This window comes from Desulfonema magnum, from assembly GCF_017377395.1.
Lineage (GTDB): Bacteria > Desulfobacterota > Desulfobacteria > Desulfobacterales > 4be13 > Desulfonema_C > Desulfonema_C magnum.
On record NZ_CP061800.1, the window covers coordinates 963,553 to 983,625 of the forward strand.

At 46.8% G+C, this 20,073-nt stretch carries 14 protein-coding genes; 2 read left to right on the forward strand and 12 right to left on the reverse strand.

Going from position 1 to position 20,073, the window contains the following annotated elements:
• Positions 1–297 precede the first annotated feature (297 nt).
• The 7 genes from dnm_RS03855 to dnm_RS03885 all read right to left on the reverse strand — a co-directional run bounded on the left by dnm_RS03855 (position 298) and on the right by dnm_RS03885 (position 11,895).
• Complete coding sequence (locus tag dnm_RS03855) at positions 298–2,532, reverse strand: chemotaxis protein CheA (RefSeq protein WP_207681398.1); 2,235 nt, start codon at positions 2,530–2,532, stop codon at positions 298–300.
• A gap of 448 nt (positions 2,533–2,980) precedes the next feature.
• Positions 2,981–3,499 carry a C40 family peptidase gene (locus tag dnm_RS03860; protein WP_207681399.1) on the reverse strand — a complete coding sequence of 173 codons (519 nt, stop codon included), beginning with the start codon at positions 3,497–3,499 and terminating at the stop codon, positions 2,981–2,983.
• A 1,678-nt stretch (positions 3,500–5,177) separates the two neighbouring features.
• Positions 5,178–6,350 carry an HpcH/HpaI aldolase/citrate lyase family protein gene (locus dnm_RS03865; RefSeq protein ID WP_207681400.1) on the reverse strand — a complete coding sequence of 391 codons (1,173 nt, stop codon included), beginning with the start codon at positions 6,348–6,350 and terminating at the stop codon, positions 5,178–5,180.
• A 164-nt stretch (positions 6,351–6,514) separates the two neighbouring features.
• A complete protein-coding gene (thiL, locus tag dnm_RS03870) occupies positions 6,515–7,549 on the reverse strand; it encodes a thiamine-phosphate kinase (RefSeq protein ID WP_207681401.1) in 1,035 nt (344 codons plus the stop codon).
• Positions 7,546–8,190: a thiamine phosphate synthase gene (gene thiE / locus dnm_RS03875; protein ID WP_207681402.1), complete on the reverse strand. Its 645-nt coding sequence runs from the start codon at positions 8,188–8,190 to the stop codon at positions 7,546–7,548. Before thiE ends, thiL begins: the two co-directional genes overlap by 4 nt.
• Before the next feature lies 1 nt (position 8,191).
• Positions 8,192–8,998, reverse strand: coding sequence for a hydroxyethylthiazole kinase (gene thiM, locus dnm_RS03880; protein ID WP_207681403.1), 807 nt, complete (start codon positions 8,996–8,998; stop codon positions 8,192–8,194).
• Between the two features lie 563 nt (positions 8,999–9,561).
• On the reverse strand, positions 9,562–11,895 hold the full coding sequence (locus dnm_RS03885; RefSeq protein WP_207681404.1) for a cadherin domain-containing protein: 2,334 nt from the start codon (positions 11,893–11,895) through the stop codon (positions 9,562–9,564).
• 490 nt (positions 11,896–12,385) lie between these two features.
• Here dnm_RS03885 and dnm_RS03890 point away from each other — a divergent pair, with 490 nt between their 5' ends.
• Positions 12,386–12,763: a HEPN domain-containing protein gene (locus dnm_RS03890; RefSeq protein WP_207681405.1), complete on the forward strand. Its 378-nt coding sequence runs from the start codon at positions 12,386–12,388 to the stop codon at positions 12,761–12,763.
• Positions 12,760–13,026, forward strand: a complete 267-nt coding sequence (locus tag dnm_RS03895) for a hypothetical protein (protein ID WP_207681406.1) — start codon at positions 12,760–12,762, stop codon at positions 13,024–13,026. The genes dnm_RS03890 and dnm_RS03895 overlap by 4 nt, the downstream gene beginning before the upstream one ends.
• A 180-nt stretch (positions 13,027–13,206) precedes the next feature.
• On the opposite strand, the gene dnm_RS03905 is transcribed toward dnm_RS03895, so the two are convergent.
• The 5 genes from dnm_RS03905 to dnm_RS03925 all read right to left on the reverse strand — a co-directional run bounded on the left by dnm_RS03905 (position 13,207) and on the right by dnm_RS03925 (position 19,845).
• Positions 13,207–13,425: an addiction module antidote protein gene (locus tag dnm_RS03905; RefSeq protein WP_207681407.1), complete on the reverse strand. Its 219-nt coding sequence runs from the start codon at positions 13,423–13,425 to the stop codon at positions 13,207–13,209.
• 127 nt (positions 13,426–13,552) lie between these two features.
• Complete coding sequence (locus dnm_RS03910) at positions 13,553–15,640, reverse strand: diguanylate cyclase (RefSeq protein ID WP_207681408.1); 2,088 nt, start codon at positions 15,638–15,640, stop codon at positions 13,553–13,555.
• A 359-nt stretch (positions 15,641–15,999) separates the two neighbouring features.
• Positions 16,000–17,391, reverse strand: coding sequence for an NAD(P)/FAD-dependent oxidoreductase (locus dnm_RS03915; RefSeq protein ID WP_207681409.1), 1,392 nt, complete (start codon positions 17,389–17,391; stop codon positions 16,000–16,002).
• A gap of 266 nt (positions 17,392–17,657) precedes the next feature.
• Entirely contained in the window at positions 17,658–17,849 is a 192-nt protein-coding gene (locus dnm_RS03920) for a hypothetical protein (RefSeq protein ID WP_207681410.1), read from the reverse strand.
• A gap of 64 nt (positions 17,850–17,913) precedes the next feature.
• Complete coding sequence (locus dnm_RS03925; protein ID WP_207681411.1) at positions 17,914–19,845, reverse strand: oxidoreductase; 1,932 nt, start codon at positions 19,843–19,845, stop codon at positions 17,914–17,916.
• Positions 19,846–20,073: the final 228 nt, after the last annotated feature.

The following is a 20,073-nucleotide window of genomic DNA, read 5'->3' on the forward strand; positions in this document are numbered from 1 at the left end:
CACGGCGGCTCAGATTACGTCGACTCAGATTACGTCGGCTCAGAACACGGCGGCTCGGTTCACGGCGATCGGTTCACGGCGGCTCAGAATACGGCGGCTCAGAACACGGCGGCTCAGAACACGGTGGGTCGGACCACGGCGGCAGATCAGGACACGGCTGACATGCGTTCCCTGAGCCTGTCGAAGGGAACAGATACGAACAAAAAATAATGGCAAAAGTCTGCTGATATTTTGGCCATCATCAGACAGCGTTCTGATAAATACGATCATCGCCGGATACGGACAGATATCCGAAGCTTAATTCACTGAATTTGCAAGTTTTACCAGCCCGCCAATATCCAAAATCAGCCCCACTCTGCCATTGGGCATAATCGCACTTCCGGAAATACCGGGTATGTTTCGCATGGTTTCCCCCAGGGTTTTGATAACGATCTGCTGGCTGCCGATCAGTTCGTCAACAAGCAGGCCGGTCTGTTTTCCGCTGTCTTCGACCACCATCACAATGGCCCGTGTGGGATCATCTTCTGCCCCTTCCACACCGAAAAGCCGGGCCAGTCGGAACAATGGAATGAGTTTTCCCTGAAGCGTCAGGGTCTCCCCTTTGCTGAGAACGGTGGAAAGGTCTTTGGGATCAGGCCGCACGGACCTGACAATGGAAACAGTCGGCACAACATATTTTTCAGAGCCTACACGGACAACCATTCCGTCAATGATCGCCAGGGTCAGAGGGAGACTCATTTTAAAAAGGCTTCCTTCTCCCGGAGCAGACTGGATTTCGATCTGTCCCCGAAGAGCTTCGATATTTTTTTTCACCACATCCATTCCCACCCCGCGGCCCGATATCTCGGAAACGAATTTGGCCGTTGAAAAGCCTGGCTCAAAAATCAGACTGAACACGTCCTGATCCCCGAGGGTGCTGTCTCTGACAACAGCTTCGCTAATCAGCTCATTTTCCAGGGCTTTGGCAAGAATCGCCTCCCGGTTAAGGCCCCTTCCGTCATCTTTTATCTCCACCACGACATTTCCTGCTGAATGACGGGCTGATAATTTTAGAACGCCTGATGGATGTTTGCCGATTTTTTCTCTGACTTCAGGTGGTTCAATCCCATGATCCACGGCATTCCGAACCATATGCACCAGCGGATCATTGATGATGTCAACCATGTTCCGGTCTATCTCAGTGTCTTCGCCTTCGGTAATCAGGGTGACATTCTTACCGGCCTTGCGGGCAAGATCTCTGACCAGCCGGGTGATCTTCCGGAATGTTCCTCTGAGCGGAATCATTCGCATGGACATGCTCATGTTTTGAAGTTCACGGACAATCTTTGTGGTGTGGGCCACCTTTTTGAAAAGCTCATGATGTTCGCCCTGACCCACAACTTCATCCTGGGCCACCATGGAATGTGCCACAACCAGTTCTCCCACGGTGTCAATAAAACGGTCTAACCGTTCGATAGGCACTCGGACAGATGATTCTATAACCTGTTGTCCCATGCGTTGCTGCGTGCGAAGCCCCTTGGCCACGTCTATCAGAGAGGCGGTTTTGGAACTCACTATTTTTTCACCTATCGGCTTTTTAGCTTCACTGGCAGCAGCTTCTTCCACCTTTTGCCTTTCAGCTTTTCCCTGGGCCACCAGAATATCCCCGATTCGGGGAATCACGGCAGGAGGTTCGGCAGTTTCAGCAGATATACCGGCTTGTTCCGGGTCAGCTAAAAAGCGCATTAACTCATCATAGCCCCGGGGTCTGAAAAAAGGTTTCCCTTTCATAGCCTCCGTGAGAGACTGAATCAGTTCTTTAAGCATGTCAATGGAACGGAGTGCCAGATCGGTATATCCCCCGGCATAATGTATTTCCCGGTCTCGGATACGGCTTAAAAACGACTCCGAACGATGTGCCATTTCTGATATAAGCGAAAGCTCAAGAAAGGCGGATGTTCCTTTGACAGTGTGAAACGCGCGAAAAACAGTGCTGACAGCTTCCATATCGTCAGGATCTGTTTCAAGCGACAGCAATGCTTCTTCGGCGTTGGTTATTAACTCAGCGCTTTCAGTAATAAATGCGCTTAACAGGTCAGGATCCGCATCCGTGGGAATAAGGGCGATTTCAGATTGCTCGGAAGATTCATTAGCTGATTCAGGTTCCGTTTCAGGCAAAGGCTGATCATTCTGTTTTTGAACAGCAGCTACAGAGGCGTGATCTGTCTTTCCATCTTCTTCTACCGAATTCATCGTGTCTTCTATTAAATGACCAATATCTGCCATCATGTCTGATTCCATAGGGATAAAATCGGAAACACTTGCCTCAATTTTTTGTGCAACCCGGATAATTTTTTCCCTGGAAGATTCAGGGCAGGAGCGATCACCAGCTATTGTGTTTAGTATTTCTTGCAAGCGGGCGAGTTCAGAAAAGTCATTGGGTTCGAGTTGAATCAAAAGCGCGGCCGCATCATTAAGCGATACGTTCAAATCAACGCGCTTGTTCCCGGAGCTGCTTTGCCTGGAAATATTGTTTTTGTGTTTATCGGACATACCTGATTCCTTGTTTTGCTTCGGCTGCCAACCTAAGCCCGGATGCTGATGCTTTTTATTAAAAAATTATGAAATCATCAATAGTTCGGACAATTTTTGGAAATAAAGAATATTTAAAATTTTAACCTATTGAAATTATAAGGTTTAAATTTTTTAGGAACAAAATATTCGAACATAAATAGAAACAATGGATTATAAAAAGCTGTCTGAAGCATTGATCATAAAATCGAAAATTAAAGTTACGAATTGAAAATTATAAATTTTTCCACTCATCATTTCTTATCCTTGTTCTTTTATCAGAGCAGATACTGACTGCCCACGCGCTCCGTTATTAAAAATCCCTGTCTTTGGGGCGCTGTCGTAACATCTGCAAACACGGTCACGGTCAGATTATCCGATTTTACGAATGAGTTTCAATGTTTTTTTATGTCTGATCCGATCTGTTTTCTCATTTATATGGGAGAATACGGCGTGAGGTTTCATAAGTATTTCGCCAATAACAATCATCCATATGAGAAATCATCACGCTTTTGCTGCCGGAGGTGTGAGCAAACTCGCCTTTGCCCAGATATATGCCGACATGTCGCATATTTTCAGGCAACAGAAAGAAAACCAGATCTCCGGCCTGAAGCTGACTTTTTGGTATCTGAACGCCAGTTCGTATCTGATGTTTTGTACTGCGAGGCAGTCGGATGTTGAAAAGTGTTTTATAAATTATCATCACAAAACCGGAGCAATCTGTCCCCTTTCGGCTCGTACCGCCCCATTGGTGCGGAGTTCCTTCCCATTCTCGGACCTCGGACCGAATGTATTCCTCAATATTTTTCGGGAGATGAGGATGATCAATGGTTTTCAGCGTGTACGGAGAGGGGGCGCAGCCTGCTGTGATAAACAAAAAAAACACCGCTGCTCCCCCTGACAAAGCCAGAAACAGGAGCCGTTTTCGGACATCAGAAGAGCAAAACATAGTTCAGCATCGTACTTACGCTTTAATTTAAAGATGAACCCCGGCCTGTATTAAAATTTTGCATATTTTTTGAAAAATGATGAATACGCAGACTCAGCACACGCTTTGAACACCCCTCTCATCAAAAACGTTTTTAGCAAACTTAACCCCAATCCCGCAGATTTTTTTGTATCGGAACGATAAAATTCATCATTATTTCCCACGATAAATCTTTCCGGGTTTATCCTTTAACAGTCTGAAATTTAATTTAAAAGAGGGCAATCACAGAAAGATTGCCCCCGCAAATGTTTTGCTATCAGCAAATCAAAAACATTTGAAAAATTCAGTTAGTTCAGGCAGTTCCTGTGAAATCAGAGGATACGAACAAAGGGACAGCCCGCCTGAATGTGAAACTATAAATGCTTTCCCAGCTATGGCTTAATATAATTCCGGAAATCCGATAACTCTTTTCTGAATTTCTTATCATCAGCAGATCGAAAAATCTCTTCCTGAGAAGGACATGGGGGATATCCAGTGATATTCCGAATTGATAAGACACTCTCTTTCCCGCCTTCCGGAGAAGAGTTGGACTCAGACTTCTTAAACTTTCCGAGCAGATGATAATTACAGACCCTTATGCTGCATTGTCGTGAAAATGCATCACTTGGGAAACTAAATTTTTCATCCTCGGGCAGTGAAACTTTTTCATAGCTGTTTATTTATAATTTTGTACAATTTTTATAAAGCATTGTCAACCTCATTGCCAGTCTTCGTCATGGCAATTATATCAAAATTTCTCATATTATTTTAACTATTCGGATTTTATGTCAAAAAGTGTTGGATGTCGGGTGCCGGGTGTCAGGTGTTAAGAAAAACTGTAAAATTTTCATTGCTTGTTGTGAGCGGCAGGTCGTGGCTGTTTATATGAAAAAGGTGTTAGGTGTTAAGTGTTAAGTGTTAGGAAAAAATATAAAACTTTCATGGTTCGTTGTGACCGGCAGTTCATGCCCGTTTATATGAAAGTGTCAGGTGTTAAGTGTTAGGTGTTAGGAAAAAACAGCAAAATTTTCATCATTCGTTGTGACCGGCAGATCATGGGAGTTTATATGAAAAAGGTGTTAGGTGTTAAGTGCCAGGTGTTAGGAAAATTACAAATTTTTCATGCTTCATTTTGAGCGGCAGGTCATGCCTGTTTTATATGAAAGTAGTTTGTGATTTGTCGTTTGCCCCAATTTTTAAGTACCTGACCATAAGTTTTTAATATCTGCCCGGGGAAGAAACCCGGGTTTTTTCCGGAATGATGCCTCAAAACCCCGGGTTTCTCCGCCGCTCGCAGAAAAAAAGCTGTATAAAAAACTTTTGCTCAGGTGCTTAGTTTACACTTTTTTCGGGCTGTAAACTGTCAAATAAAAGATGCTCACGGAGCTTCCTGTATTTTAGACAAAATAAGCTTTGTATCACTCGATGATCAGGTTTTCTGACCCGGTAAAAAGATTGTCATTCCGTTTGACGACTCTGTTGGGCTTGCCGGAGACTGAGCTTGTCGAAGTCTGAGCCCGGTCGGACTGAATGACAGAAAAAAATTTGATTATCGAGTATCAGTGACTCCGGAAAATTGTTTCAGGGACAGCGGATAAGAGTGAAAAATGAGCCATTTGCTTTTTTATCCGGTTTCCTTGTACTTTTGTATCTGAAGCTGCTATCGCAGGAGATTGATAAATTCATAACTGCTGTTAAAAACGCCGTATATCCCTGATCGTATTAAAATCTTTTTGGCCCAGTTTTTATGCGGTTTTATTTCATTCATTTTATTATTAAAAATGCTTTTCATAACGCCTGCCTTACCATCGTTATCCAGGATGCTGCAAGCATCTGTATATTCTTCATGGTTGACCACATACATGGACTGCACAGGGATAATATGACTCGGATGAATCACTGTTTTTCCGACCAGACCATTTGCTTTGTCCAGCAATGTTTCATAGATAAGTCCGTCCAAGTACTGATTCAGTAATTTTGAACGGATTTCCCTGCCAGCTTCGCCATATCGCTCCTGAAACGGCGTAATTCTGAGCATGGGCTTCAGTACCCTGTCTCCGCTCAGAAAATATTCCCACACCGGTCCGGATACGACATATTGCCTGTCTGTGCGACAGAAATTATTAATGATATCTGTCATACAATCCCGAATAACCTGTATATCATAGACAGTGACATCATAGCCTCGCCGTATTCCGAATATACTGGAAAGGTCCGTGGCACCGATTCTTACGTTCAGCACCCACTCATAATATTCATCTAAAATTTCAGTGACGCTGCTGAGAGATGCTTTTCTGGTCTCCCAATGAATAATATCCGGTGTTTCGAGAATGGGCATTCCGTAGAATTGCTTATCTGAAACATAACTGATTTTTTTTAACACCTCAAAATAATCCCGTCCGTTATGATAAGAAAATTTGGGGAATACAAAACCGGCGAGTACCGAGCGCGCATCTCCTGCCAAAGCCGTAACTTTTAAAATTTGTTCAGGATGCCTCACTCTTATAAAAATAAAAGGAAGATCATCATCTTGTATTTTTCCGTGTCTGACTGCTGAATACAATTCCCTGAGATGCACTGCCAACTGATGTTCCGCATTATCTGCCTCGCAGTCGCTTATCGCATCTTCCAGACACAGAACAACAGATATTAACCCTTTATTTTTTTTAAGAATAATATCCTCAGCAATTTTTTCCTTGTTTGCAGGCATGTAAAGCGTCGCGCCCAGCGCGTGAGAAATGAATTCTTTATCATCATTACGCCGAAAATGCGCCGGTTCAATGAAAAACAGAGCTTTTCTTTCTTCTTCCGTCAGATAGTTAAAATATCTCATTTCATCTGCTCTCAGGCGATTTCCAAGAATGAACATACTGGTGCATTTTTCAGTTCGTAGTTCCGCGTTTAGGCGGTGCGGGACTGCCTAAACGCGGAACTGGGAAGGAAGCATCAGGATATATTCTTTTCCGGAAACTGTGTTATTGTTTCTGATTTAGGCGATTAGTGAACAAACAGGAGGCGGGAAGCCGGTATCTTAAAGTGGTTCCACCCTGAAGGCGCTACAGATTTGATCCGGCCATCCGGGAAGACCAGTTCTGTTTCTCCTGAATCGGTTATTTCCCCAATGGGATAAATCGGCTGTCCAAATTTTTTCAGATAATCCCGTGCAACAGAATCAGCCTTATCCGGTGATATGGTGCATAAGAGCATGTAATCCTCACCACCGCCCAGGGCGTATTCAAGAGGATCAGCATCAAAGCGGGTACAAAATTTCTGAAGATTTTTTGAAACAGGGATTTTTTCAGCGTAAAGCCGTGCGCCCGCGTTGCTTTCCCTTATAATGTGGCCGAGATCAGAACTCAGTCCGTCACTCACGTCAATGGCCGCGTGAACCCCGCCCTGATGCGCCAGAAACCGACCTTCCTCAAGATATGGCCAGGGAAGAATATGCGCGTTGAAGAGTGCCTTCAATTCTTCGGAATCAGCGACTGTCTTATTTAATATCAGTTGCAACCCGGCCCGGCTGTCTCCCAGGCAGCCCGTTGAAAAGATAATATCTCCGGGCTGTGCTGTATGACGATATAAAATCTCCTTTTCCGGCACAGCGCCCACCACTGAAATATTGATAATTAAATCCGTCTTGGAACCTGTGGTGTCCCCGCCGAGAATATTGATATCAAACTCGGCCGCCAGGCTTTTTATGCCGCGGTATAAATCTTCAAGATATTCTAAGGGACATGCTTCGGGAATGGCAATACTCACAAAGGCTTCTTTCGCGGTTCCGCCCATGGCGGCAATATCACTCAGATTCACAGCCAAGGATTTATATCCCAGATTAAAACCTGAAGTTGTATTTCTCAGGAAATGAACCCGCTCAACAAGCATATCGGTCGTAATGAGGATAACTTCATCCGCCTTGGTTGTAAACGCGGCCGCGTCATCTCCGATGGCCTTTAAAATGTTCTGAGAACGGATAAAACAGCCCCGGCTGATTTTTTCTATAAACCCGAATTCACCGATATCTTTTAACGTCATGAAGTCTTTGCTCCTGTGATAATCTCTCTTAACTCCCTCGCGGTCTGTTCAGGATCATCCGCTGACACAATGGCGGAAACTACGGCAATACCGTCCGCTCCGTTCTGAATCACGTCTCCGGAATTTTCCTTATTTAAACCGCCTATTGCCACGATGGGAATCTTAACATTTTTTCTTATCTCCCGCAGCCCCTCGGTACCAAGGGGCGAAGACGTGTCGTCTTTTGTGAGGGTCGGATAAATCGTGCCTACGCCGATATAGTCTGCCCCTTTTTTTTCCGCTTCAACAGCATGTTGTACGGATTGTGCGGAAATTCCGATGATCATGGAATCTTTTAAAATAGCCTTTGCCATTTCAAGCGGCATATCGCTTTGTCCGAGATGGACACCGTCAGCCTTCACAGCCTGGGCAACGTCCACCCTGTCATTGATAATCAGGGGAATATGATGTTCTTTCAAAAATTTTTGAATCAGAATTGCCTGCTCAATGAATTCCCGGGGAGAACAGTTTTTTTCCCTGAGCTGAACGCAGGTCACGCCCCCGCGAACAGCAGCCTGAACAATCTCCGGAGTTGTTCTTCCCCGGGACAGCCCTCTGTCCGTGACAAGATATAAAGAATAATCCGCAGCCTTTTTTTTCATATCATTCTTCTCGGATTTTACACCCGGCTTTCAGCGCTTCCGGAGTGATTTCATATAATGCGTTCAACATTTCTATCATAAAACTTCCGGGGCCGGATGCTTTTTGTCCGGCAGCTTCTCCGGCCAGTCCGAAAAATGCAAGCCCGGTCGCCGCCGCGCTCACAGGATCATCATCAACAGCCGAAAATGCGGCGATGATCACCGTTGCTGTGCATCCGGTTCCGGTCACACGGGCCATCAGCGGATGACCGTTTGACACATGGATGACACGTTCACCATTGGTGATGAAATCCGCAGGCCCGGTAATGGCAATGGTTGTATTTAATTCTTCGGCAATTTTTTTTGCCGTCGCGCCCGCCTCATTTACAGAATGGACAGCATCCACTCCTTTTGTCTTTGACTCATTGTGACGAAGTGACAGAATTTCGGACGGGTTCCCGCGAATCACGCTGAGGCTGGTTTCTCGGATAATCCTCGTGACTGAATTCGTCCTGAGGGATGTGGCTCCTGATCCTACGGGATCAAGTATGATAGGGGTTCCGAGTTCAGATGCTTTTTGACCTGCTTTTATCATTGACGCGATCCAGTCCTCGGCCAGCGTGCCAATATTGAGGACAAGGGCACCGGCGATGGAGACCATTTCTTCAACTTCGCTGACAGCATGAGCCATTACTGGCGAAGCCCCCATCGCGAGCAGGGCGTTTGCCGTGTAGTTCATGACAACATAGTTGGTAATATTGTGGATAAGCGGTTTTTTTTCTCTTACTGCTGCCAGATTCTGAGCAGCCTTATCCGATAAGTTCTCCATATTTTCTCCTTTGTTTTATGTCCGTTGGATTGCCGGGACTGTTTTTTGCCCGGCTGTTCAAGCCCGTAAAAAAAAGAAAAGCCGATTCCATCAGGAAGAAGCTTTCTCATTTACCAGCTACCAGCTATACAGTTTCAGAATGGACGGAACAGCCGAACACCCGGCAGATGAAAGTTGTGGAAATAAATATCCGGTAAGAACTGAAAGCTGATCAGCCACATTAAAATATAAGAGCTGGACAAGTAGGTGTCAAGTAAAAGCGGGGTTTTGTGTGCAGAAGCATTTCTCAAAGTGAAGTCTGAAAACAAGTCTCGGCAGATGCACTTGCTAAACTGCAACTTCGGCACTCCGGATAAAAAAAAGGAGTGCCAAACTTGCAGTTTGGCAAGCAGGCATGCTAAACTGTAAGTTCAGCACTCCGGATAAAAAGGAGTGCCAAACTTGCAGTTTGGCAAGCAGGCATGCTAAACTGTAAGTTCAGCACTCCGGATAAAAAGGAGTGCCAAACTTGCAGTTTGGCAAGTGAGTACGCTAAACTGCAAGTTCAGCACTCCGGATGAGGATTACCCGGCGAGATGGTTCAGAATAAAAAACAGCTCGGCCAGCCCGATACGTCCGTCGCGGTTCACGTCCGCGCAGAGGCTGTCTGCCGCATCGGTTTCTATTCCGACCAGTATCTGAAGAACCATGACAGCGTCTTTCAGATCATACTCGCCATCGTTGTTCACATCCCCTTCCACGCACTCGGGCTCCGGGATAACAATTCTGAGGGGCGGATTCTCAGACGCGTCAGGATCGTCCTCCGGTTCCGCTGTGATGTCATTTTTCCCGTCGCCGTCAAAATCGTAGGAAAGGCTCCAGCTTCGGGCGGTGATCACGTCGCCGGTCTCCACGTCGTCGTCAACCGTGATGTCGAACACGATTTCCGCCCGCGCCCCGGCCGGAATGTCGCCGCTCCACTCAAGCTGACCCGACTCGCTGTTGTAAACAGGCTGCGGGCTGTCATCGGAATCCGTCAGAACCTCGCCAGTCTCCGTGTCGGTGATCTTCACACTCACGCTGCCGGAAACATGGGCGGTGTTCGCCGGAGCGGGAAGCGTGAACACGACATCCTCGGCATCGGCGTCCCCTGTGTTGGGAAGGACTGCGGTATAAGTCAGCGTGTCTCCGGGGGAGACGGGCGTGTCCGGATCAGCGACAGATTCCACGGTGATTCCGTCAAAGGCCGGGGCAGGTTCAAGGGTGACGCTGAGGGTGAATTCTGTCTCCGCTGTGATTTCGCCGTCGCTGACGGTAACTGTGACAGCCATACTGCCGGATTTCCCTTTTGCCGGTGTGAGGGTCACGAATCGTTCCGAGCCTGAGCCGCCGAAGGTGATGTTTTCAACGGGCAGCAGTTCCGGGTCGGATGATTCCGCGGAAATCGTCAGATTTCCGAAAGGCGTGTCCTGATCCGAGACCTTGAAATCCGCCGTTCCCGTGAGATCATCGTCAGTTCCGACTCCCCGGAGGCGCATGTCGCGGATGTTGGAAATTGTCGGAGGATCATTCACATTTTTCACCGTGATAACGAAAGACTTCTCATGTGTGCCGCCATGTCCGTCATTTGCCAGAACACGGATGCTGTAACTGTTCTTCTCAGCCTGATTCTCGTAATCAAATGAGACCCGGGGATAAAGGATGCTCCCGCTGATCCTGAAGACACCGTTGTCCGTGTCGCCGTCGCCGGAGACCAGCGAGAAGGTGTGGCTGTCACACGGATTCGGGTCGCTTGCGGAAAATATGCCGATCTGCGTGGCGATTCTGTTGTTCTCATTCACCTCTGTGACGCTCAGATCAATATCCGTGGGCGGCTCGTTCATGTCATTCACTCTGACAGTGAACGATTTCTCGAAACTGAGTCCGCCTTTGTCCGAGGTCCGGATACGGATGTTGTAACTGTGTTTCTCTTCGGTTTCATAATCAAAGGATTTGGCTGTTCTCAGCGTGTTGCCTTCGACGAAGAACAGTCCGCTGTCCTCGCCTCCATCGCCGGAGACCAGACCGTAACTGTGGGTGTCGCCCGCATCCGGGTCCCCGGAGGTCGTAAAAAATCCCACTTCAGTTCCCGCCGGTTTTTCCTCATCCACCCAGCGGTAGCTCAGGGCAAGCCCGGTCGGAGATTCGTTCATGTTGCCGACATTAATCGTAAACGAATTAAAGCAGGATGCCCCGTAACTGTCGTTTGCCCTGATATACACGGTGAGGGCGTTCTTTGTCTCAAAATCGAAACTCGCGGCCGTCTTCAGCACATTGCCGTTAATGACAAAGGAGCCGTTGTCAAGCCATCCGTCACGTCTCACGACCCGGTAAAAGGTGTGGGGACCGCCGTCAGCATCGGTTGCAGAGAGCGTGCCGACAACTGTTCCCGCAGGCTGATTTTCCGCCACTGTGAGACCGCTCAGGGTGATGCCGGTACAGGCCACATTGGGGACATATGACGGATCGTATCTCACAGTGCCATCTCCCCCGCTGCTCGCGGTACTGATATTGCCAGCCGTATCCTGTGCAGCGCCCGCGCCGACACTGACAATCACATCTCCGGCATCGGTCATACCTGTAATCTCCACGGTGTAAGCAGATCCGTTGCCGCTGACAGTTGCCGCAAGTGTACCCGGAGCAGTGCTGCTGCTGAAAACCACGTCCGAGCTGTCAAAGCCGGTGACAGTTTCGCCGAATGTCACGGCAAATCTGACGGGCGAGGAATTGGTGGGATCGGTCTGGCCCGACGCCTGCGTGACGGTCACACTGGGAATGCTTATGGTGAGGCTCTGCCTCACGATTGATGAAAAGGGCGCAAAGAAGCGCTGCGCCTGATTTTTGCACTCCGGGTTTGTGCAAAGAACCGCTGCGCTCAATCTTTGCACTCCGGAATCCCCAATGCAAAGAACCGCTGCGCTCAATCTTTGCACTCCGGAACCGGGCCTGTAATCCTTTCTTAACCATAATCCGTGTAGATGGCGACCCAATGCAAAGAACCGCTGCGCTTAATTTTTTCTTTGCTGATTATAACGGATTTAGGGGAGGGCACAACATCCTGAAATTATTAAATAGCAAAACGGAAAATTTGCCCGTCCCGGGGTTCTGAGAACCGGAAATCCGGGACATCTGTCTCTTCGGAAACCGCCGTTTTCCGGGAATGTCCGCACGAAGCCATATAAAAACAGGAGTTTGCGTACAGCAATCCTGAAATCGGAGCCTCCCCTAAATCCGTTATAATCAGAAAATGATAAACATCACAGGAGAAATCCAGGATTATTTCTTTTTGCTTGACTGAATAAAAAAGCAACGCTAATATATTTTTTTGGATTCAATCTCCGGCTCAGGAGCGGCTGAAACATAGGAAGCATGATGAAAAAAGCATTTTTAGACAAGGCAAAGGAAAATCTGAAAATCGCACAGGCAAGCTTCGAGCTTGAATGCTATAATGCCTGTGCGAACAGAGCCTATTACGCTGCATTTCAGGCAGCCATAGCCGCTCTGGCTCATCAGGGAGCACAGAAAGGAAAAAATGATCACGCATGGGTTCAGTCGGAATTCAACCGCAGGGTGGTCAGAAGACAGAAAATTTATCCTGCCAAATTAAAAACCTGGCTCCTGAAGATGCAACAGGTAAGAAACACGGCTGACTATTCGGACGAAAGTGTCGGCAAAAAAGCTGCCCGTCAGCAACTTTCAAGGGCAACGGAAATGGTTCGGATCATAGAAAAGGAGCTAAACGAATGAGAATAAACTCCAAACAGCAGGAACTTATCAGGGGGCTTGTGGAGCTGTTGGAAGAGAATTTTCCTGAGATTGAATTTATTGACGTTACGGAAAGCCCTGAAAATCCCAATGACTTATGGGTCAACGTGACCAGACCTTATGATGAGGACAGGGAACTCGAACTCTCGGAATTTTTTGGCGACAAATGTACGGACATCCTGATGGATTACGGCTATCACATTCTGGTAATGCCCATAATACGGAAGGCATCGCGGGCAGCCTGAAATCGTGTGGTTTTCCCTGCGCGGATTAACCGATGTGCGTTATCCCGTTCTGTACAGGAAACAATTAACAGGCGTTCCTTACATGATCGCCCGATAATCAGATAACGGTGTTCATTGTCAGAATAGTCAGGATCGTAAAAATCCGCATACAGCGGATCATCTTATCCTGAGTGCGCTGATTTACATCCCTGCATGTCTGACAGTTGCATGAAGGCGGATACCTGATGCTTCTGTAATCCTGAGAATTGTCGAAAATTCCGAGTTGCTTTCAGGCGGCAGGGCTTTAAACAGACGGTCGCTTTCAATGCCTGATTTGCGGACGATTTGCGCTATCCCCTTTGCTCGGGTGATATCACTCAGAGCGGCTGTAATCAGCTCGGGATCGCCGTCTTCTTTCACATCCGGAGTGCAAAAATTTTATTTTTGCAAGTGCGAGTGTGTGCAAAAAAACGCTTCGCTTAATTTTTGCACTCCGGATGTTTCAAAAGAGGGAACAAAGGAGAGAATAACATCCCCCGCAGATATCTCACGGCAGTTCGGCTTTTAGCTGTTGAAGATCATCTTTTGAATTGGAAGAAAGAGAAGAAGGGACGAATTCTACGACCCTGTTTCTGCCCGCTTCTTTGGCTTGGTAAAGGGCATTATCTGCCCGATCAATGAGTTTGCTGAGAGGGCATGCTCCGGATTTATGAAAGTCTGTGAATCCCATACTGATGGTTACCTGAAACTGGAATGAATTAAACTCAAATATATGCGAAGCCACTATTTTCCTGAGCCTCTCCCCCATGATCCCGGCATTTTCAGCATTTGTGTTGGGCAAAATAACAACAAATTCCTCCCCCCCGAAACGGCATACGGTGTCACTTTTCCGAGTCCATTTCCTGAGCTTCTCCCCCATTTCAGCCAGAACCATGTCTCCGGCCGAATGCCCGTAAGTATCGTTGATTTTTTTAAAATGATCAATATCCAACATAAAGAGAACCAGACCGCTTCCATATCTTTTGGCTCTTGAAATTTCCTGTCTGAGAACCCCTTTAAAATACCGGCGATTATAAAGCCCTGTCAGTTCATCTTTTGTGGACATTTCAGCGATTTTTTTATGCGCTTCTTTTATCTCTCTTCTGAGCTGGCCCTTTTCAACCGCATTTATTATGGTTCGGATAAGGGAGGTGTTATTCATTTTTGTCTTTGAAATATATCCGAAAGCCCCGGCCTGTATGACCTGTGACGCAATCATTTCATCCCCCTGCCCTGTGATGACCACCATCGGCACTTCCGTATCTTTTTCATGCATGATTCTTAAAAAATCCATGGCAGTTCCGTCAGGAAAAAAATACTCCGAAAGGATCAGATCAAACTGAACATGCTCCAGAACCTGTATTGCCTCTTTAAGACACCTTGTTCGGAATAAATTGAACTGGCTGCGAACATTTAAAAAAGTATTAATTTTTTCAAAATCATCATCCAGTTTTTCCACACAAAGTATTCTTATTTTTTTGTTCAGATTTATGACAGAAGGCTCGTCTTTGGGAGAGAGCATGTGCGGTTCATCAGGTCGTATGGTCTGAATTTTTTTTATGATTCCGGATATTTTTTCACCCGATTCTTCTATTCTTTTTATATAATTTTTTATTTTTTCCGGAGCATTCTTATCCATTCCGAGCAGTTCAATATTTCCCAAAAGTGTCATCAGGGGCTGATTCATCTCATGAGCAGTGGTTCCGGCCATCTGGAGGAGCAGCTTGAGCCGTTCTTCTTCAATAACCGCCCGTTGTTGCTCAAGTATCTTTTTGTTCGCCTTTTTTAATTCCTGAACCGTCTGATAAAGGCCCATATTCGCAGTTGCCAGGGCATCTTCCATTTGCTTACGGTATGTGACATCACGCAGCGACGCGAGACAGGCTCTTTCTCCTTTCCATTCTATTTCCGCAACACGCATCTCAGCCGTGACTTTTTCCAAACCTTCACGAACAATTTGAATTTCCATTATCTGACCGGGTATAATGGGAAATCCGAAAGGCTGGCCCAGAAATTCCTGAGTTTTTCGGCCAAAGAGCGATTTTGCGGCAGGATTGACAAGTTCCACTTTTCCGTTTTTATTGACAATGACAACCCCGTCGGCATTCTTTGCAAGGAGATTGCGAAACCGTTTTTCAAAAGCTTGCAGGGCTTTCTTATGCTGTTTTCGGGCAAGAATTTCTCCATGCTTTCGTGCCACTTCTGACAGCAACGGTGCCAGGATTTCGAGATAATTTCTATTATCGTCTTTTATGAGATACTCATTCACAAAACCAAGTTTGTGAAACTGGGCCGCGAAGTTTTTGTTTTCCGGCTCAGTTAGGAGTATCAACGGCAGTGAGACATTTTGTTCAACAAAATCAGCGCATAATTCCAAGCCGGATCTTCCGCTCAGTTCATGGTCAATGACAATGATATCAAACAAGGGGGCTTTGTCGGCAACTCGTTTCAGGGCTTCCTCGGCTGTCATCAGAAGGGTTATTTCACTATTGACCGGGCTTTCCTTCATGGCCCGGTCAAAGTGCAGGAAGTCATTCCTATTGCTTTGAACCAGGAGAATACGAAGTGGTAATGATAGGTTATCTATATCCATCATTCTCTTTGAAATAGCCTGTGATAAAATACCGGGTTGTTATTACACAATAATTAAGTTTTTTTGACCTGATTCGAACAAAAGAGGTTGTCATTCCTGCTTTCGCAGGAATGACAGAAATTTGATTATCGAGCGTTAAAAGCTCCTGTTGAGCTGATTTTTCCCGTGATGACTCACAAATAAGTTCTTTTTATATTTTTCCGGATGATTTGGATAAAACAACACGTCACAAATGCTGTTCCGATTGATTATCTGACAAAACAGCAAAATAAGTCAATAGGGTGAACAGAGTATTCTGAGGTGGAATTTTTCTACTTTTTGGAACTGTTTCAAAAAGAATCGGAACCACGATGTGCATCTTTTCATCGGGACTTGGCGATGATGGCTTTGGCAGGTATGAGTCCGGTCGCACTGGCTGAGACGATATTTCCGGCCACCCCGGGTCCGTCTCCGGCCACATACATTCCCCTGATTTTTGTTTGTAAATCGTTTGTCGTTTCAATCTGAGTGGCAAAAAATTTGATTTCCGGAGCGTAAAGCAGGGTTTCGTCATTGGCAACCCCGGGAAGCACAAAATTCAGTTTGTTCAGCCCCTCGATAATGTTCGTGAGAATTCTTTCCGGAAGGGCCATCGCGATATCACCGCATACCACATTCGTCAGTGTGGGTTCGATGTATCCCTTTCTGACTCTGTTCCAGGTGCTTCGCCGTCCGCGTCTCAGGTCCCCGAATCGCTGGAGAATGGGCTTTCCTCCGCCGATCAGAGACGCCAGGTTGCCAATGGACTCACCATAAGCCTGATTGTCCGTGACCGGCTCCGTGAGAACGACTTTGGACAGAAACGCAAAATTGGTGTTTTCGGATTTATTGTGCCGATACGCGTGTCCGTTGACACAGACAAAATTGCTGTAGTTTTCTATGGAGACAAATCCTCCGTTGTTTGTGCAAAAGGTCCGGGTCTGATCATCATATTTCTGAGTCTGAATGAAAAAGGTGGGATCGTAAATAACATCACAGATATCCTGCATAATATCATTGTGAACTTCCACACGAATTCCCACTTCAATGCCCCGATGTCTGAGACGGATTCCGTGGCGATGCGCCAGCTTTCCGACCCAGTCGGCTCCCACACGCCCCGGAGCCAGGATGACGTTATCTGAAAAATACGTTGCCTTGTCGGTCACAACACCTTTCACCCTGTCATTTTCAACAATCACACTCTCGACGTTTTCCAAAATGTGAATGTCAACCCCTTTTGATTGAATATAGTCGCTCATGCCTGCGATATGGTTCGGCAGATAGTCACTGCCCAGGTGTTTCTGCTTAATGATAAGCAAATCAATGCCATACGTCTTGGCTTTTTTTCGGGTGACTTTGGCCGCGTCCATATCCGTGGGATAAACCGGGCTGTCCATACCGAAGTGATCGAATATCTGTTCAGTTTCATCAATAATGGCCTGGGCCTGGGCGCGTTGCATAAACTGGGTCAGGTCTGTTTTCCCAAGTTTGTAAATGTAATTCAGTTTGCCGTCGGAAAACAGCCCCGCGCCGCCAATTCCGCAGAGAATATTGCAGGGTTCGCACTTCAGACATGCCCGTGACGCGTTGCACGGACATTTCCGCTTCAAGGCTGCTTTGCCTCTTTCAATAAGAAGCACCCGGAAATCCGAGTGTTCACACAGGTAATACGCCGCAAAAAGTCCAGCGGGCCCTCCGCCGACGATGATGCAGTCATAGATTTGAGTTTTTTTCATTTTCCCCCTATAACCATATCTTTTTCATATCTACCTTAGCAAACATCATATTTTCTTTGAAATAAATGGATTACATGATATCTCTGAGGTTCTGAAAATCTCAAAGGTCTTTCACAGGTTCCAGTATTCGACGCACATTCATGTTCATAATCTGCTGCTTCTGTATGCAGATGATTTTGGAGGATTATAAAATTGGAATGGCAAGCGAATTTTTCAAAGAAGTTCCGGGGTGAGGCGGATCAGTCATTTTCCCTGAATCCATGAAATCAGGTGAAAGGCACATTCGACACGGCCTTGTTCAGCAATTCCTGGCGCATTGCACAGCCGCAGGATTTCCCCGTAGTTTGCTCATATATTTTTGCTGTCTTGTCAAGTCCCAGGGCGTGCGTTATTTGGGCAATACAATCCCCCAGCCCCATCCCCGCTCTTATATTCGTATTTACTTTTATTCTTTTCATTTGTATAAGTTGAGAATTGAGAATTGAGAGATTCTGATCTCAATTTTCAATTCTCAATTTTCAATTAAATCTGGCGTCCGATTTCTTCTGCCTCACTCAGCGCATACATGATGATCCGAGGGCTTTTGGCATCACCGATCACATGCACGGGAATATCCGTGTCCTTGAAGAGTTCGGCAGCTTTGCGAATCGGTGTCATCTTTTCCGCAATCACAACGCTGTCAAAGTCCTCAAGTCTGATTTCCTCGCCCTGGGAACGAAAAACAGCGCCGTTGGGGAGGAATTCTTTAACAGAGACCTGTTTATACATCTTCACACTGTCCCGCTTGAGCCGCTCCCTGAGATAGAACCGGTCATTGCTCGACATCTCCTCTCCGAAATGTCTTTTACGATTGAGAACCACCACATCCTTCCCCTTCTCGGCCAGAAAATCCGTCAATACCATCCCGGCCTGATTTCCGCCGATGACAAACACTTTGTCCCCTGTGAGCGACTTCTCCTCCAGAACATCCGTGACCGTGCATAAATCCATGTCTGTTTGAAAAAGTCCTTTGATAATGGGCATTTCAGGAAGGCTGCCGGTGGCAAGGACAATTTCTTCAGGCTGAACAGCGTCAATGAATGCTTTTGTCAGATCCGTATTTAAACGGACCTCGACATGCAGACGGTCCAGCTCCTTTTTGAAAAAATTGATGATGTCCATAATTTCAGAACGTCCGGGCGGAATAGCTGCCAGTCTTGCCAGCCCCCCGATATGTCCGCTTTCCTCGCACACGATCACCTCATGCCCTCGTAACGCGGCCGTTCTTGCGGCAGCAAGTCCCGCAGGGCCGGCCCCGGCCACCAGTACTTTTTTGGAATGTTCCGCTTTCTCCTCGCCTTTCAGCAAGTATTCTCTGCCCACATCCGGGTTGACAACACAGCCCCCCGGCTCCAGTGCCAGCACATTATGAATGCACCCCAGACAGCACCCGATACACGGCCTGATCTGGCCGAGGTCTCCGGCTTTTGCCTTATTGGCAAGCTCCGGGTCCGCCAGCAATGCCCGTCCCATGGAGACCGCATCTGCCCTTCCTTCTTTTAATATCCGATCTGCAAGCTCCGGATTTTTGATTCTTCCCACCGTGATAACAGGAAGGGAAACCATTTTTTTCACAGCCTCGGCCAGATGAACAAAACAACCGTGTTTCACATACATGGAAGGAATCGTGAGTTCCGAAGATCCGTAAACCCCCGCGGAAACATGCAGATAGGCCGCCCCCTGCTCCTCCAGAAGCACCGCAAGTTTCAGGGCTTCTTCAAGGGTCCAGCCGTCTTTAATGTAATCATTGCCATTAATGCGGATACCCACAGGAAAATCAGGGCCGGTTTTATCTTTGATATCCCTGAACAGCTCCAGAAGAAAGCGGATACGGTTTTCAAAAGAACCGCCGTATTCATCTTCCCGTTTATTGGAATTTTTTGCCAAAAACTGGTTGATGAGATAGCCATGGGCACCGTGAATTTCAAGGAAATCAAATCCCGCGTCCTTGCACCGTCTCGCAGCATCGCCGAAAGCTTTTGCCATTTCATGAATTTCAGGGATGGTAAGCTCCCGCGGAATTCCTTTGACGACCGCTTCCGCGGGCAAAGGGGAGGGGGCCACTTTGTTATCATGATAGGACTGTCTGCCGCCGTGCATGAGCTGCATGCCGAATTTTGCGCCGTAGGGACGGACCGCTTCTGTCATTTTTTGCAAGCCCGGGATGCACGCGTCATCCCACAACATTGGCAGCTTGGGAAGTTCCAGCCCGGTCGGATGCACGGCACCGCCGCCCACCAGCATCATTCCGGTTCCGCCTTTGGCCCTGGCAACAAAATATTCAGTCAGTTGTTCTGTCGCATTTCCTGCTTCATCAACACCAAAATTGATACTCATTGCTGACATGAGCAGCCGGTTTTTTGCGGTCATGGTACCGATTTGAATCGGTGTAAAGAGGTGTTTCAAATGACTCATTTTTTTATATATCCTTCCCTGTGTTTTGTTCATGGTTCAGAGGGAGAAACTCTCTCCTTCTTCTCCTGACCAGTCTGTCAATTCGGAGTGCCAAACTTACAGTTTGGCAAAATCTCAGCCTCCTGCAAACCAGGAGGGTTCTGCCAAACTGTAAGTTTGGCACTCCGGACAATTTTTTAATGACTACAAATGGATAGAAAATTATTGCAGATAAGACCTCCGAGGTTT

What these genes read in the sequence shown, in the direction of transcription:
- dnm_RS03895 (WP_207681406.1), top strand. Translation starts at nt 12,760, where the DNA reads ATGAGAATAAACTCCAAACAGCAGGAACTTATCAGGGGGCTTGTGGAG.
- thiE (WP_207681402.1), bottom strand. Translation starts at nt 8,190, where the DNA reads ATGAAAAAAAAGGCTGCGGATTATTCTTTATATCTTGTCACGGACAGA.
- thiL (WP_207681401.1), bottom strand. Translation starts at nt 7,549, where the DNA reads ATGACGTTAAAAGATATCGGTGAATTCGGGTTTATAGAAAAAATCAGC.
- dnm_RS03910 (WP_207681408.1), bottom strand. Translation starts at nt 15,640, where the DNA reads ATGATGGATATAGATAACCTATCATTACCACTTCGTATTCTCCTGGTT.
- thiM (WP_207681403.1), bottom strand. Translation starts at nt 8,998, where the DNA reads ATGGAGAACTTATCGGATAAGGCTGCTCAGAATCTGGCAGCAGTAAGA.
- dnm_RS03890 (WP_207681405.1), top strand. Translation starts at nt 12,386, where the DNA reads ATGATGAAAAAAGCATTTTTAGACAAGGCAAAGGAAAATCTGAAAATC.
- dnm_RS03865 (WP_207681400.1), bottom strand. Translation starts at nt 6,350, where the DNA reads ATGAGATATTTTAACTATCTGACGGAAGAAGAAAGAAAAGCTCTGTTT.
- dnm_RS03860 (WP_207681399.1), bottom strand. Translation starts at nt 3,499, where the DNA reads ATGTTTTGCTCTTCTGATGTCCGAAAACGGCTCCTGTTTCTGGCTTTG.
- dnm_RS03920 (WP_207681410.1), bottom strand. Translation starts at nt 17,849, where the DNA reads ATGAAAAGAATAAAAGTAAATACGAATATAAGAGCGGGGATGGGGCTG.
- dnm_RS03925 (WP_207681411.1), bottom strand. Translation starts at nt 19,845, where the DNA reads ATGAGTCATTTGAAACACCTCTTTACACCGATTCAAATCGGTACCATG.
- dnm_RS03915 (WP_207681409.1), bottom strand. Translation starts at nt 17,391, where the DNA reads ATGAAAAAAACTCAAATCTATGACTGCATCATCGTCGGCGGAGGGCCC.
- dnm_RS03855 (WP_207681398.1), bottom strand. Translation starts at nt 2,532, where the DNA reads ATGTCCGATAAACACAAAAACAATATTTCCAGGCAAAGCAGCTCCGGG.